At 57.2% G+C, this 13749-nt stretch carries 12 protein-coding genes; 7 read left to right on the forward strand and 5 right to left on the reverse strand.

The genetic code is table 11. The annotated features are described in order from the left end of the window. Nucleotides 1-9: 9 nt before the first annotated feature. Nucleotides 10-1242: an aromatic ring-hydroxylating dioxygenase subunit alpha gene (locus FHW17_RS17965; RefSeq protein ID WP_112529256.1), complete on the reverse strand. Its 1233-nt coding sequence runs from the start codon at nucleotides 1240-1242 to the stop codon at nucleotides 10-12. A gap of 152 nt (nucleotides 1243-1394) precedes the next feature. On the opposite strand from FHW17_RS17965, the gene FHW17_RS17970 reads away from it, so the two are divergent. Then, nucleotides 1395-2294, forward strand: coding sequence for a LysR substrate-binding domain-containing protein (locus FHW17_RS17970; protein ID WP_112529254.1), 900 nt, complete (start codon nucleotides 1395-1397; stop codon nucleotides 2292-2294). 42 nt (nucleotides 2295-2336) lie between these two features. Here the strand turns inward: FHW17_RS17970 and FHW17_RS17975 are convergent, their stop codons facing one another. Both FHW17_RS17975 and FHW17_RS17980 read right to left on the reverse strand, forming a co-directional pair. After that, a complete protein-coding gene (locus FHW17_RS17975) occupies nucleotides 2337-2816 on the reverse strand; it encodes a thioesterase family protein (protein WP_091884606.1) in 480 nt (159 codons plus the stop codon). Nucleotides 2817-2908: 92 nt separating this feature from the next. After that, nucleotides 2909-3895: a GlxA family transcriptional regulator gene (locus FHW17_RS17980; protein WP_112529315.1), complete on the reverse strand. Its 987-nt coding sequence runs from the start codon at nucleotides 3893-3895 to the stop codon at nucleotides 2909-2911. 79 nt (nucleotides 3896-3974) lie between these two features. Here FHW17_RS17980 and FHW17_RS17985 point away from each other — a divergent pair, with 79 nt between their 5' ends. The 6 genes from FHW17_RS17985 (at nucleotide 3975) to FHW17_RS18010 (ending at nucleotide 10987) form a co-directional block, all read left to right on the forward strand. Continuing rightward, nucleotides 3975-4880: a 3-keto-5-aminohexanoate cleavage protein gene (locus FHW17_RS17985; protein WP_112529250.1), complete on the forward strand. Its 906-nt coding sequence runs from the start codon at nucleotides 3975-3977 to the stop codon at nucleotides 4878-4880. A 4-nt stretch (nucleotides 4881-4884) separates the two neighbouring features. After that, complete coding sequence (locus tag FHW17_RS17990; RefSeq protein WP_112529248.1) at nucleotides 4885-5946, forward strand: carnitine 3-dehydrogenase; 1062 nt, start codon at nucleotides 4885-4887, stop codon at nucleotides 5944-5946. 3 nt (nucleotides 5947-5949) lie between these two features. Beyond that, on the forward strand, nucleotides 5950-7113 hold the full coding sequence (locus FHW17_RS17995; protein ID WP_112529246.1) for an acyl-CoA dehydrogenase family protein: 1164 nt from the start codon (nucleotides 5950-5952) through the stop codon (nucleotides 7111-7113). A 79-nt stretch (nucleotides 7114-7192) separates the two neighbouring features. Then, nucleotides 7193-9265, forward strand: a complete 2073-nt coding sequence (locus FHW17_RS18000) for an acetate--CoA ligase family protein (protein WP_182510459.1) — start codon at nucleotides 7193-7195, stop codon at nucleotides 9263-9265. After that, on the forward strand, nucleotides 9258-10040 hold the full coding sequence (locus tag FHW17_RS18005; protein WP_112529242.1) for a carnitinyl-CoA dehydratase: 783 nt from the start codon (nucleotides 9258-9260) through the stop codon (nucleotides 10038-10040). The genes FHW17_RS18000 and FHW17_RS18005 overlap by 8 nt, the downstream gene beginning before the upstream one ends. After that, on the forward strand, nucleotides 10037-10987 hold the full coding sequence (locus FHW17_RS18010; RefSeq protein ID WP_182510460.1) for an alpha/beta hydrolase: 951 nt from the start codon (nucleotides 10037-10039) through the stop codon (nucleotides 10985-10987). The genes FHW17_RS18005 and FHW17_RS18010 overlap by 4 nt, the downstream gene beginning before the upstream one ends. Nucleotides 10988-11263: 276 nt before the next feature. Here FHW17_RS18010 and FHW17_RS18015 read toward each other — a convergent pair whose 3' ends face one another. Beyond that, nucleotides 11264-12925 carry an ABC transporter ATP-binding protein gene (locus FHW17_RS18015; protein WP_182510461.1) on the reverse strand — a complete coding sequence of 554 codons (1662 nt, stop codon included), beginning with the start codon at nucleotides 12923-12925 and terminating at the stop codon, nucleotides 11264-11266. After that, nucleotides 12918-13748 carry an ABC transporter permease gene (locus FHW17_RS18020; protein ID WP_112529236.1) on the reverse strand — a complete coding sequence of 277 codons (831 nt, stop codon included), beginning with the start codon at nucleotides 13746-13748 and terminating at the stop codon, nucleotides 12918-12920. Before FHW17_RS18020 ends, FHW17_RS18015 begins: the two co-directional genes overlap by 8 nt. Between the last annotated feature and the right edge of the window lies 1 nt (nucleotide 13749).

Raw genomic sequence — 13749 nt, forward strand, 5'->3', positions numbered from 1 at the left:
GTTTGCAGGCTAAGCCCGTGCGATTTCATCGAGGTACCACTGGATGTACCGCAATTCGTTCTGCTCCATCGGCGCGATGGGACCCGGCACGAAGTAGTGCGAGCGAACGCCGCGCGCCGTGTGTTCGATGATTGTCTTGTCCTCGGCGGTGGTCACTTTCCAAAGCCAGGTGAGCTTTTCAAGGTTGTAATCCCTGCCCGCTTCCGCGTCGCCGCGCACCAGCCAGATCAGTTCCATTTCGCAGGTTTCTGCCGTCTTCGGAATAAAACGATAGATCATGCCATGGTCAGGATAGCAGACAAGAAAGCTGGTGCCGCCAAGGTGAATGGAGGTCACGCCGCCATCAAATTCGGTGAAACGTCCCATCAGCGGGCCGACGGGCGAACCATCCTCACTGCCGCTGGATACGCCATCATAGAGCGCATAACGGAACGTATCGATGGTTTCCTGACCCTGCGCTGAATTCTGCCAGTGATCGCCGGTGGCAATGTCAATGCCGAGCGCGCAGGTGCGTTGCTCCATGCGGGCATTCAGTTCGGTGATTTTCTCCAGCGGCTGCTCCAGCGCATGGGTCTGCGAATATTCAGGATGCGCCGGACCGCAGTGGTAGCACTCCACATAGTTCTCAACTGCCAGTTTCCAATTGGCATCAACCGGATAGGTCTCGCGGTGCGCCACCTTGGCGTCGGCCCAGCCATATTGGCCGCAGGTGGTGCGCAGCGACTGCTCGATGATGGAGAAATCCAATGGTTCGTCAGCGAAGCAGATGAAAATCAGCCCTTCGGCCACCCGCACATGCAGTCTTTTCAGGCCGTGGGCACTGCGGTCGAAATCGCGCGGCATCAGCCGGGCCGCCCGCAGGCTGCCATCATTCATATAGGTCCACGCATGGTAAGGGCAGACGAAAAAGCGGGCATTGCCCTTCTGCTTGGTGCAGACCTCGGCGCCGCGATGGCGGCAGACATTGAGGAATGCGTGGATCGAACCATCGTCGGCGCGCGATACAATTACCGCTTCCGTATCGATCTTGAACAGCTCGAAATCGCCCGCATTGGGAATGATGCTGGCGTGGCCAATGCAATGCCAGTGGCGGCGGAACACGCGCTCCATATCTCTGGCATAGACATCCGGATCCATATAGAAGGCGCGCACCAGACCGTGACCCGGCCGGTGTTCCGCAATCATGCGATCGATCTTGTCGCCCGCCGGTGCAATCCCGGCCACTGCCTGTTCTGCGCCCATCTTTGCCTCGCTCAAAAAGATTGTTCCCGAACGCTTATTGTTTCTCGGATGCGTCGCAGATTAGAATGATTCCGCATTGGGCACTGTTCAAGCGATGGTTGCTCATGAAGACATGAATTATTCTCAACAGTCGAAATTGCAGGTGCCAGCCGATGATGTCGAAGCCCAGAATACCGCCGCTCGGCTCATTGCGTGCGTTTGAAGCCTCGGCGCGATTGCTGAGTTTTCGCCTTGCGGGTGATGAGCTTGGCGTGACCCAATCGGCGATCAGCCATCGCATTTCCGAACTTGAAGCAATTCTGGGGGTGAAACTGTTCGAGCGGTTGCCGCGCGGCGTGGCGATGACCGATGCCGGGACGCTCTATTATCCCTATATGCGCGATGCCTTTGAAAAGATCGCGCGCGGCACGGCGCTGATCAACCGGCTTGGCACGACGGATGATCTGGCGCTTGAAACCTACGCGACCTTTGCCATTCGCTGGCTCATTCCGCGTCTGACGGATTTCCGCAAGGTCAATGCAAACCTTGCCATCCGCATTGGCACCAGCCAGCTTGACTGGGAACTCAACATCGACAGCTGCGATATCGGCATTATCCACACCACGCGGCCCGAACGGATGAACCTGCATTATCGCCTGTTGGTGAAAGCAGAAATGTTTCCGGTCTGCAGTGCGCAGGTTGCGGCAAAGATCGCGGGCGATAACAGTGTCAAAGCATTGAACAAGGTGCCGCGCCTTGCACTCTATACGGCGCCTGAAGATTGGGGGACGTGGCTGGATGCGGCAGGCATTGCCGACACCGGTCAGGCTGTGACGCTGAAATTCGACACCTATCTCGCCGCCCTGCAATCGGCGCTGGATGGTCAGGGACTGGCCATCGCACCGGGTTTTCTCGTGGCGGATGATCTCAAAGCAGGGCGTCTGGTGGCACCCTTCCCGCTGAAAGTCCCGCAACCCGGTGCCTGGTACATGATCTGCCGCAAAGAGCGCGTCAATGAAGCCCGCATCCGCCAGTTTGAGAAATGGCTGGTGGAACAGTTTGGGGTTGTGTGATCGTGAGTTTTGGTTGTGTAACCACCCGGTATTTCTGTAACCCTACTTCCGCTTAATCCCAATCGCTCTGCCCACCCGCGCAGGTAGCTCCAGTTTTGAGTGGGCCTGCTTGTAAAACTCAAGCTTGGGCAGCACGTCCTCCGGAAACGGCACAACCTTGGGCCCGTTCATATCCACATGCAGCGACAGAACTTCCGAGGTCGCGGCTACCCAGCCATCGCGGTGGATGATCTCATTATAGGTGTGCAGGCGCTTGCCGTCGAAATCGATCAGCTGGCTCGTCACAGTCACCACATGATCCAGATGGATCTCCTGCACATAGCAGATATGGACCTCGGCGGTGTAAATCGTCAGCTTCCGCTCCGCCGCATATTTTGGCCCGAAACCAAGCTCCGCAAGGAATTCATCACCACCACGATCAAACACCACATTGTAATAGGCCATGTTCAGATGGCCGTTATAATCGATCCATTCCTTTTCCATGGAGATCGGCGCGGAGCGGTATAATTCACCTTCTGACATGCGGCTGTTCCCTTATTGGTAAAACTCGGTGGCATTTGAAGCATGGCCGCCATCCCGTCACTTTGTCAAAAGCGACTGATAATGGCGGCAGCCTAACGATTGGCATTTGTGCGCAAACTGCTCGGCGTCTTGCCTTCAAAGGTGCGGAATGTGCGGGCGAAGGCTGCGGCGGACGAAAATCCCGTGCGTGCAGCGATATCCGCAAGCGGTGTTTTCGTGTCTGTAATCAACCGCCGCGCGATCTTCAGGCGCAGGCGCAGATAATAGCGGCCGGGACCCTCGCCGACCGCTTTTGCAAATATCTTTTCAAGACTGCGGGCGCTGAGACCGCAACGTTTGGCGATTGCCCCAATGGTCAACGGCGCATCGAGATGTCCTTCCATCAGCCGGATTGCAGTGGCGAGTTTCGGATGCACATCATCAAGCCGCCCCAGAGAAACAAGCGGCTGGGCATCATTGGACGCATGGGCTTCGTCATAGATAAAGACGCTCGCCACATCAAGCGCAACGGACATGCCGCAGCGCGAACGGATGAGATGCAGCATCAGGTCAAAGGTTGGCGATGCGCCGCCTGTGGTGAAGACTGGACCATCAATGACATAACGATCCGGCCGCACATCGGTTTCAGGAAATTCGGCGGTGAACTCCTCCATATCTTCCCAGTGGGTTGTAGCGCGGCGTCCGCGGAGCAACCCTGCCCGGCCGAGCAGCCATGACCCCGCTTCAATGCCACCGATCATCTGGTAGCGGTGCGTGGCACGGCGCAGACTGGCGGTAAAGGTCGTGCGCGAAATATCCGATGTGCCGAAGCCGCCGATCATCAGCAGCATATCGGCTTTGTCAGACGGATCGAACACGCCGGAGACGGCTATCGGGAGGCCGCAGGTGGTGATGGCAGGGTTTCCATCCAGCGAAACGATCTGCCATTTGAACAGGTTGCTGCCCGAGACGCGATTGGCTGCACGCATGGGATCAATTGTGGATGCCACACACATCAGCGATGCACCGCTGAAGACGAGGACCGTCACTTCGAGCGTTCTGGTGTTGGGCAAAAAGAGTGGCGACGTTTCGCTATTCATCAAATCAAATTCGTATATTGCAAAGCATTGCTTTGCAACAGCTGCATGATTTGCCCAACGAAAAAATGGGAGCAAAGCAATGGGACTCACCCCCAATCGCGACGTATTCATTACCTGCGCCGTCACAGGTGCCGGTGACACAACAGGCCGGTCAGACAAGGTTCCGGTCACTCCGCGCCAGATCGCCGACGAGTGCATTTCCGCCGCCAATGCGGGTGCCGCTGTCGCTCATATCCATGTGCGTGATCCGAAGACCGGCAAGGGTTCGCGCGACATTGCGCTCTATACGGAAGTGGTCGATCTGATCAAGGCGTCAGGCGTCGACATGGTGCTGAACCTCACCGCCGGTATGGGCGGCGACCTCACTCTTGGTTCCACCGAACAGCCCATGCCGCCCTCACCCGTCGGTACGGATATGGTCGGCGCCACGGAACGTCTGGTGCATGTGGCAAAGCTGCGCCCGGAAATTTGCACGCTTGATTGCGGCACGATGAATTTCGGCGAAGGCGATTACGTGATGACCAATACGCCTGCCATGCTGAAAGACATGGCGGCGCAGATCAAGGCGCTCGGCGTGCGCCCGGAAGTCGAAATTTTCGACACCGGTCATCTGCTCCTTGCCAAATGGCTCTATGATCAGAAGCTGCTGGAAGACCCTGTGATGGTGCAGCTCTGCATGGGCATTCCATGGGGCGCGCCAGATGATATCAACACGCTGCTGGCACTCACCAACAATCTGCCATCCAACTGGACGTTTTCTGCTTTCTCCATTGGCCGCAACCAGATGCCCTATGCCGCCATGGCAATGCTGGCGGGCGGCAATATCCGTGTTGGCCTTGAAGACAATATCTGGCTCGACAAGGGCGTTCTTGCCACCAACGGCCAACTGGTCGAGCGGGCGGTGAAAGTTGCCGAAGGCATGGGTGCAAAAATCCTCGGCCCTGACGAGGTTCGCGCCCGCATGAAACTGACAAAGGGCTGGTGAAATCATGACGACAATTCGCAAAGCGGCAGCCGTCGGCGGCGGTGTCATCGGCGCGGGCTGGGTCGCCCGCCTCATCCTCAACGGCATCGACGTTTCGATCTTCGATCCTGATCCGGAAGCAGAACGCAAGGTCAGCGAGGTGATGAAAAACTCACGCCGCGCTTACAGGACCATGGTTCCCGATGGTCTGCCGAAAGAAGGCAAGCTGACTTTTGCCAAGACCATTGCCGAAGCTGTCGCCGGTGCCAATTTCATTCAGGAAAGCGTACCGGAACGGCTTGATCTGAAACACAAGGTGCTGGCGGAAATCGACAAGCATGCGGCTGTTGACGCAATCATCGGTTCATCCACATCAGGCATTTTGCCATCGGACATGCAGACATCAATGCAGCATCCGGAGCGTCTTGTCGTCGGCCATCCCTATAATCCGGTTTATCTGCTTCCCCTCGTGGAAATCGTTGGCGGCAAGCTGACATCGCCGGAAGCCATCGAAACAGCCCGCGAACTCTATGCTTCTATCGGTATGAAACCGGTTGTCATCCGCAAGGAAATCGAAGCCTTTGTCGGTGATCGCCTGCTTGAAGCCGTCTGGCGCGAGGCGCTGTGGCTGATCAAGGATGATATTACCACCGTCGAGGAACTCGACGATATCATGCGCTATTCTTTCGGCATTCGCTGGGCGCAGATGGGCATGTTCCAGGTCTATCGCGTGGCGGGCGGCGAAGCAGGTATGCGCCACTTCATGGCGCAGTTCGGCCCCTGCCTCTCATGGCCATGGACCAAGCTGATGGACGTGCCTGAACTGACCGACGAGCTGGTCGACAAGATCGCCACCCAGTCGGATGAACAGGCACATGGACTTTCGATCCGCGAACTGGAACGCATCCGCGACGATAATCTGGTTGCCATCATGGATGCCCTCTCCCGCCAGAACAAGGGCAAGGGCTGGGGTGCCGGTGCGCTCTACAAGGATTACACGAAGCAGCTGTCAAAGCTGGCAAAAAAGCCCGCCATTTCAAAAGCTGCTGAAAAAGCCAAATCCACCAAACCGAAGAAGAAGGGTTAAGCCATGGATTTCGGTCTTTCGGAGGAGCAAAGGCTGATTGTCGAGACAACCCGCGCCTTTGTTGAAAACGAGCTTTACCCGCATGAAGCGGAAGTCGAGCGCACGGGTGTCCTGCGCAAGGAATTGGCTGACGAACTGAAGCAAAAGGCGATTGCCGCCGGTCTTTATGCGGCGAACATGCCTGAAAGCGTTGGCGGTGCCGGTCTTGATACGGTGACATGGCTGCTCTATGAAAAGGAACTTGGCCGCGCCAACTACGCGCTGCACTGGTCCTGCGTCGGGCGTCCCTCGAACATTCTGCTCGCCGGTACAGACGCACAGAAGGAAAAATACCTTTACCCCTGCATTCGCGGCGAAAAGTCCGATTGTCTTGCCATGACCGAACCCGGCGCGGGTTCGGATTTGCGCGGCATGAAGGCAACAGCCGTGGAAAAAGGCGGCGACTGGATCGTCAACGGTACGAAACATTTCATCAGCCATGCGCTGGAAGCGGATTTTGTCATCCTCTTCGTAGCCTCGGGTGAAGAAGACACGCCGCGCGGCAAGAAGAAAAAGATCACTGCCTTCTTCGTCGACAAGGATCATCCGGGGATGACCATTCGCGAGGGTTATCGCAATGTCTCGCACCGGGGCTATACCAACGCCGTCATCGAGTTCGATGATTGCCGCCTGCCCGCCGACGCCATCCTTGGCGAAGTGCATAAGGGATTTGAGGTCGCCAATACTTGGCTCGGTGCCACACGGCTGCAGGTTGCGGCCACTTGCCTTGGCCGGGCGGAACGCGCGCTTGGCCACGCCATCGAATACGCGGCGCAGCGGGTGCAGTTTGGCCAGCAGATCGGCAAGTTTCAGGGCGTTTCATTCAAGCTCGCCGATATGGCGACGGAACTGAAAGCCGCTGATCTGCTGACTTTCGAAGCCGGATGGAAATTCGATCAGGGCACAGTGACCGATCAGGACATGGCCATGGCCAAGCTGAAAGCAACGGAAGTGCTCGCCTTCGTTGCCGATGAGGCCATCCAGATTCATGGTGGCATGGGATTGATGGATGACCTGCCGCTTGAGCGCATCTGGCGCGATGCCCGTGTGGAGCGTATCTGGGAAGGCACATCCGAAATCCAGCGCCACATCATATCCCGCGCCCTGCTTCGCCCGCATGGAGCCTGAACGTGATGAGGTCGGGCTTTAGTGTCGTCACCCCCCTCTGTCCTGTCGGGCATCTCCCCCACAAAGGGGGTGGTCGCTAGTGCCAAAACTTGACCGTCTGCTTCGACCCAAAACCATTGCAGTCTTCGGCGGCCTTCAGGCCGCTGAAGTCATCAGGCAATCGCAGAAAATGGGATTTTCAGGCGAGATATGGCCTGTGCATCCCAAGCACGATGAAATTCTTGGCCTGAAAGCCTATCGCTCGGTTGCCGATCTGCCCGGCAGCCCGGATGCGGCGTTTGTCGGCGTCAACCGGTTTCTGACCATCGATATTGTCAGGCAGTTGCGCGAACGCGGCGCGGGCGTTGCCGTATGCTATGCGTCGGGCTTTCTGGAAGCTGGCGCCGATGATGCAGACGGCGCAAGGCTGCAGGATGAGCTGATCGAGGCGGCGGGCGATATGCCGATCATCGGGCCAAACTGTTATGGCCTGATCAATTATTGCGATGGCGCCCTCCTCTGGCCCGACCAGCATGGCGGTCGCAGGCTTGCCGCCGATGAGCGCGGTGTTGCCATCATCACCCAATCATCCAATATCGCCATCAACATGACCATGCAGACGCGTGGATTGCCGATTGCCCATGTGATGACTGCAGGCAATCAGGCGCAAACGGGCCTGCCCGATATGGCCATTGCCCTGCTTGAGGATGAGCGGGTCACAGCGCTCGGTCTTCACATCGAAGCGTTCCAGTCGGCGGAAAAATTCGAGGTTTTGGCAAAACGCGCGCGAGAACTGAACAAACCCATCGTTGCCATGAAAGTCGGGCGTTCGGCGCAGGCGCGCGCGGCAACCGTTTCACATACGGCCTCGTTAGCTGGATCGGATGCGGCATCGGATGCATTTTTGAAGCGCCTCGGCATTGCCCGGGTGAATTCCATTGCATCATTCCTCGAAACGCTGAAATTCCTGCACGTGCATAAACAGCTTGATGGCAATAGGCTTTCGTCCATGAGTTGTTCCGGCGGCGAAGCCTCTGTCATGGCCGACAGTGCCGAAGGCCGTGCTGTTCACTTTCCAGTCCTCACACCCGAACATCGGGCCAAAGTGAAATCGACGCTGGGGCCGCTGGTCGCCGTTGCCAATCCGCTCGATTACCACACCTTTATCTGGAACAATGAACCGGCGCTTACCGAGACCTTTACCGCCATGGTGTCGGGCGGCTTTGCGCTTAATTGCCTTGTGCTTGACTTTCCCCGCAAAGACCGATGTTCCGATGTGGATTGGTGGGCAACCGTGCGGGGGTTTGAAGCTGCCCTCAAAACCAATAATGCCAAGGGCGCCATTGTCGCCTCCCTGCCGGAAAACATACCGGAGGAATATATTGCCGGACTGATGGCGAGGGATATCGCACCGCTTTGCGGGATCACGGAGGCGTTTGACGCTGCTGAAGCCGCAGCCTTTATCGGGCAGGCATGGAAAACGCCGTTGCCTCAGCCCGTTGTTTCTCCCGAAGAAATCCATGCGGAAAACCTGACACCGGATGAGGCTGAAGCAAAAGCCATCCTTAGAAGGCACGGTTTGCCTGTGCCAATAGGTCAGCATTGCCAAAGCGTCGAAGAAGCCACTGCGGCGGCGAAAGGACTGACCTTTCCGGTGGCATTGAAAGCACTTGGCGTTGCGCACAAATCCGAGCTTAATGCCGTCAGGCTTAATCTGCGGGATGAACAATCCGTGCGTGCAGCCGCTGATGATTTAATCAGTATCGGTAGTGGGCTTTATGTCGAACGCATGGTGACAGACACCATCGCCGAACTCATTGTTGGCATTGTCGATGATCCGCAATTCGGACCGCTGATGACGCTCGGCACAGGCGGTGTGCTGGTTGAACTGCTGAAAGACAGCGTGACGCTGCTGCTGCCATCGAGCCGAGCCGAGATCGAAGCCGCCCTGCGTTCACTGCGCATGTTTCCGCTGCTCGATGGCTATCGTGGCAAACCGAAAGCCGATCTTGATGCGGCCTTGGATGCCATTCTTGGCATTGCCGATTTTGCGGTGAAGAATGCCGGCAGGATCGTTGAACTCGATATCAATCCGCTGCTTGTCTGCCGCAGCGGCCAAGGCGCATGGATAGCCGATGCGCTGCTTATAACAAGGGGAGAGTTGCATGAGTGATGTGATCAGAACGCGCCGCGAAGGCGGTATTCTCGAAGTCACGCTGGATCGTCCGAAGGCCAATGCCATCGACCTCAAAACCAGCCGTCTACTGGGAGAAACCTTCCAGAAATTCCGTGACGATCCTGAATTGCGCGTGGCGATTGTCCAGACCGAGGGCGACAAGTTCTTTTCTGCCGGCTGGGACCTGAAGGCGGCGGCAGGTGGTGATGCTGTTGATGGCGATTATGGTGTCGGCGGCTTTGGTGGATTGCAGGAACTACGCGACCTTAACAAGCCTGTAATCGCCGCCGTCAACGGCATGGCGGTGGGCGGCGGGTTTGAACTCGCCCTCTCCTGCGATCTTATCTTTGCCTCTGATCATTCCAGTTTTGCCCTGCCTGAGATTCGTGCCGGGACGCTGGCCGATGCCGCAACGGTGAAACTGCCCAAGCGCATTCCCTATCATGTCGCCATGGACCTGCTCTTTACCGGCCGCTGGATGGACGTTGCCGAGGCGCATCGCTGGGGTCTCGTCAACGAGGTTCTGCCCAAGGACAGACTGATGGAGCGTGTCTGGGAGATCGCGCGTCTGCTTGAAAGCGGCCCGCCACTCGTATTCGCCGCTATCAAGGAAGTGGCGCGTGAAGCAGAGGATATGGGTTTTCAGGACGCCATGAACTGGATCACCAAGCGTAAATTCCGCACCGTCGATGCACTTTATGCCTCGGAGGACGGTCAGGAAGGTTTTAAAGCCTTTGCCGAAAAACGCGATCCCGTGTGGAAAGGCAAATGAGCACGGATTATTCGGTTCTGATTGATGCGGAAACCTGGGCTTTCATCGAGCGGACCAACAGCTTTTATCCGCCCGATGCCGTCGATACGACCGTCGCCCGGCAACGCGAGGTCTATAACCGGATGTGCCGGGCATTTTTCGTCGGCTATCCCCAAAGCGTTTCATCCGCTGATCGCTTCGTTGATGCCGATGGCAGGAAAATCCCTGTCCGCATCTATGACAAGGAGAACACCGAAGCCGAAGCCATCTGCCTGTATTTTCACGGTGGCGGCTTTGTCGTCGGTGGTCTCGACAGCCATGATGATGTCTGTGCTGAGATTTGTGAGGCCACCGGCTTTCGCGTTATCTCCGTCGATTACCGCCTTGCGCCTGAACATGTGCATCCCGCATCGTTCGAGGATTGTCTGGCAGTCTTTGAGCATGTGGCGGCAACAACTGCCGTGCCGATTGTTCTGTGCGGCGACAGTGCTGGCGGCAATCTGGTTGCTGCCGTTTCGCACCATGTGCGCCACAGTGATCGCGCGCCGATTGGTCAGGTGATGATCTATCCGGGATTGGGCGGTGCGCAGAATGAGGGTTCGTATATCACCCATGCGGAAGCACCTATGTTGACCACACGCGATACGGTCTACTACGCCAAGGTCAGAAGCGGTGATCACGACTGGTCAAACGACCCCCGCTTTGCCCCGCTCGTTGACACGGATTTTTCCAACCTTCCCGATACGATTGTGATCTCTGCCGAATGCGATCCGCTATCGGATGATGGCAGGCACTATTGCGAGCGGATATCTGCTTCCGGCGGCAAGACGATCTGGAACAATGAGCCGGGTCTGGTGCATGGCTATCTGCGAGGGCGCCACAGTGTCGAGCGTGCCCGCTCCAGCTTCCGCCGCATATGCACTGCGGTGCATTTGCTGGGCCAAGGCCGCTGGCCGGGCCAGCTTTGAGTTAGATATCGTGAGTGGTTGATGGTGTGGTGAGTGGTTGGTGGTTCGTGGTTCGTGGTTCGTGGTTCGTGGTTCGTGGTTCGTGGTTCGACATAACAACCATGAGGGACAGTGAGGATGCAACGCTAATCGCAATATCGTTGCAACATATGGTTCCCCGCGCCCCCATTTCCGTCATCCTCGGGCTTGACCCGAGGATGACGGAGAGATGGGTGGGTTAGAGGGAGCTATATTCTGCAACGGTTGTGATCTCCCCAAACCAAATGAAAGCGGACCCTAATTCCCCGCACTCGCCATGCGACGGTTTTTCACCGCGCCTTCCAGCCAGCCCAATTCCATCTCAGGAACCGATGATAGAAGCAGGTCCGTATAGGCATCGAATGGTGGTTTGAGCACCTGCGATTTCGGGCCATAGCGCACCACCTCGCCGCGATACATGACGGCAACGGCATCGGCGATGGATTTTACCGTGGCAAGATCGTGGGTGATGAAGAGATAGGCCACGTGTTCATCCGCCTGCAGATCAAGCAGCAGCTTTAAAATGCCATCGGCCACGAGCGGATCGAGCGCGCTCGTCACTTCATCGCAGATGATCAGCTTCGGCTTGGCGGCAAGAGCCCGGGCAATACACACGCGCTGTTTCTGTCCGCCTGACAGTTCGGCGGGATAGCGGTCGGCAAAGCCCTTGCCCATCTCGATCTTGTCCAGCAGTTCGGCAATACGCTTGTCGCGTTCCTTGCCGCGCATACCGAAATAGAATTCGAGTGGCCTGCCGATGATCGTACCAATGGTCTGGCGCGGGTTCATCGCCACGTCGGCCATCTGATAGATCATCTGCAATTCGCGCAGATCGTTGCGGGTGCGATTGGCGAGACGCGGTGAAAGCGTGCGCCCATCAAAGGTGATCGTGCCTTCCATCGGCGGCAGAAGGCCGGTGATCGCGCGTGCGAGTGTCGACTTGCCCGAGCCGGATTCGCCGACAACCGCGAGTGTCTGGCCGAGATGGAGGTCCACCGAGACATTTTTCAGAACTTTAACCAGCCCGCCCCCATAGGCGGCCGTGATGTTCTTCACGGACAGGATGGGCGTGCCCTCGGTTGTCTTTTCCTGATGCGGGATGTGATGCACCGAAACCAGCTGGCGCGTATATTCCTGATGCGGTTGCTTGATGATCTGGCGGGTGTCGCCATATTCGACCATCTTGCCGTGGCGCAGCACCATGATGTCATCGGCGACCTGCGCCACAACGGCAAGATCGTGGGTGATGTAGAGCGCGGCGACGTTCGTGTCGTGAATGGCATCCTTGATCGAAGCAAGCACGTCAATCTGGGTGGTCACATCAAGCGCGGTGGTCGGTTCATCAAAGACGATCAGATCCGGTTCCGAACAGAGCGCCATGGCGGTCATCGCCCGTTGCAACTGCCCGCCTGATACCTGATGCGGAAAGCGTTGGCCGAAAGTTTCGGGGTTCGGCAGGCCCAGCTTTTTAAACAGGCCAACCGCACGTTTTTCCGCTTCAGCGCGCGTGGTGATCTTATGCTGAAGCGCCGCTTCAATCACCTGATCCATCAGCTTGCGTGCCGGATTGAAAGCTGCTGCCGCCGACTGCGCGACATAGCAGACTTCGCGGCCACGGATTTGCCGCAGCGTCTTTGCGCCGCCTTTGAGGATATCGCGGCCATTGAGCAGCACTTCGCCGCCGGTGATACGGACACCACCACGCCCATAGCCCATGCCCGAAAGACCGATGGTGGACTTTCCAGCACCAGATTCGCCGATCAGACCCAGCACCTTGCCGCGTTCAACCTTCACCGAGATATCATCGACTATCACCACATTGCGTGGCGGTTCGCCGGGCGGGTAGCTGGTGGCTTCTATTCTCAAATTACGGATATCGAGAAGAGGGCCTGACTTGTCCTTAGCAGGGGCTTTAGCCATTGCCGCGCCCTCCCTTCAAGCTGGTGGTTCGGTTGAGAATCCAGTCCGCAACCAGATTGACGGAGATCGATAGAATAGCGATGGCGGCAGCCGGAATAAGCGCGGCGGGAATGCCGAACACAATCCCTTCCTTGTTTTCCTTGACCATACCGCCCCAATCCGCATCCGGCGGTTGAACACCAAGGCCGAGGAACGACAGCGCTGAGAGAAACAGCACAGCAAAGATGAACCGCAGGCCAAGTTCGGCAATCAACGGTGTCAGTGCATTGGGCAATATTTCGCGGAAAATAATCCAGATACGCCCCTCGCCGCGCAGCTTTGCCGCCTCGACGAAATCCATGACATTGATATCGACAGCCACCGCCCGCGCCAGCCGGTAAACGCGAGTGGCATCGAGAAGCCCCATGACGAAAATCAGCGTGGTGATATTGGCTGGTAGAACCGAGAGCACGACAAGCGCAAAGATCAGGGTCGGGATCGCCATGATCAGATCGACAAAGCGCGACATGAGCTGATCGAACCAGCCGCCGATAACCGCAGCAGCAAAGCCAAGCACCGATCCCAGAATGAAGGACAGAGCCGTTGCCATGGCAGCAATGAAGATGGTGATACGCGCGCCGTAGATCATGCGCGAAAGCAGGTCACGACCAAGATTATCCGTACCGAGCCAATATTTGGCCGACATGGGTTCCCAGACATCGCCGACGGTCTCGCCAACGGAATATGGGGCAACCCATGGCGCGAAAATCGCCGCGAACAGAAAGATGGCAGTGATGATCAGACCGATCCAGGCGCTGATGGGAATGTTTTTAACGTTCAACATG

The organism is Phyllobacterium sp. P30BS-XVII, assembly GCF_014138335.1.
GTDB classification, from domain to species: Bacteria; Pseudomonadota; Alphaproteobacteria; order Rhizobiales; family Rhizobiaceae; genus Phyllobacterium; species Phyllobacterium meliloti.

Bases quoted from the DNA above. Each gene is read 5' to 3' on its own strand.
- FHW17_RS17965 (WP_112529256.1), bottom strand. From the start codon at position 1,242: ATGGGCGCAGAACAGGCAGTGGCCGGGATTGCACCGGCGGGCGACAAG.
- FHW17_RS17970 (WP_112529254.1), top strand. From the start codon at position 1,395: ATGATGTCGAAGCCCAGAATACCGCCGCTCGGCTCATTGCGTGCGTTT.
- FHW17_RS17975 (WP_091884606.1), bottom strand. From the start codon at position 2,816: ATGTCAGAAGGTGAATTATACCGCTCCGCGCCGATCTCCATGGAAAAG.
- FHW17_RS17980 (WP_112529315.1), bottom strand. From the start codon at position 3,895: ATGAATAGCGAAACGTCGCCACTCTTTTTGCCCAACACCAGAACGCTC.
- FHW17_RS17985 (WP_112529250.1), top strand. From the start codon at position 3,975: ATGGGACTCACCCCCAATCGCGACGTATTCATTACCTGCGCCGTCACA.
- FHW17_RS17990 (WP_112529248.1), top strand. From the start codon at position 4,885: ATGACGACAATTCGCAAAGCGGCAGCCGTCGGCGGCGGTGTCATCGGC.
- FHW17_RS17995 (WP_112529246.1), top strand. From the start codon at position 5,950: ATGGATTTCGGTCTTTCGGAGGAGCAAAGGCTGATTGTCGAGACAACC.
- FHW17_RS18005 (WP_112529242.1), top strand. From the start codon at position 9,258: ATGAGTGATGTGATCAGAACGCGCCGCGAAGGCGGTATTCTCGAAGTC.
- FHW17_RS18010 (WP_182510460.1), top strand. From the start codon at position 10,037: ATGAGCACGGATTATTCGGTTCTGATTGATGCGGAAACCTGGGCTTTC.
- FHW17_RS18015 (WP_182510461.1), bottom strand. From the start codon at position 12,925: ATGGCTAAAGCCCCTGCTAAGGACAAGTCAGGCCCTCTTCTCGATATC.
- FHW17_RS18020 (WP_112529236.1), bottom strand. From the start codon at position 13,748: ATGTTGAACGTTAAAAACATTCCCATCAGCGCCTGGATCGGTCTGATC.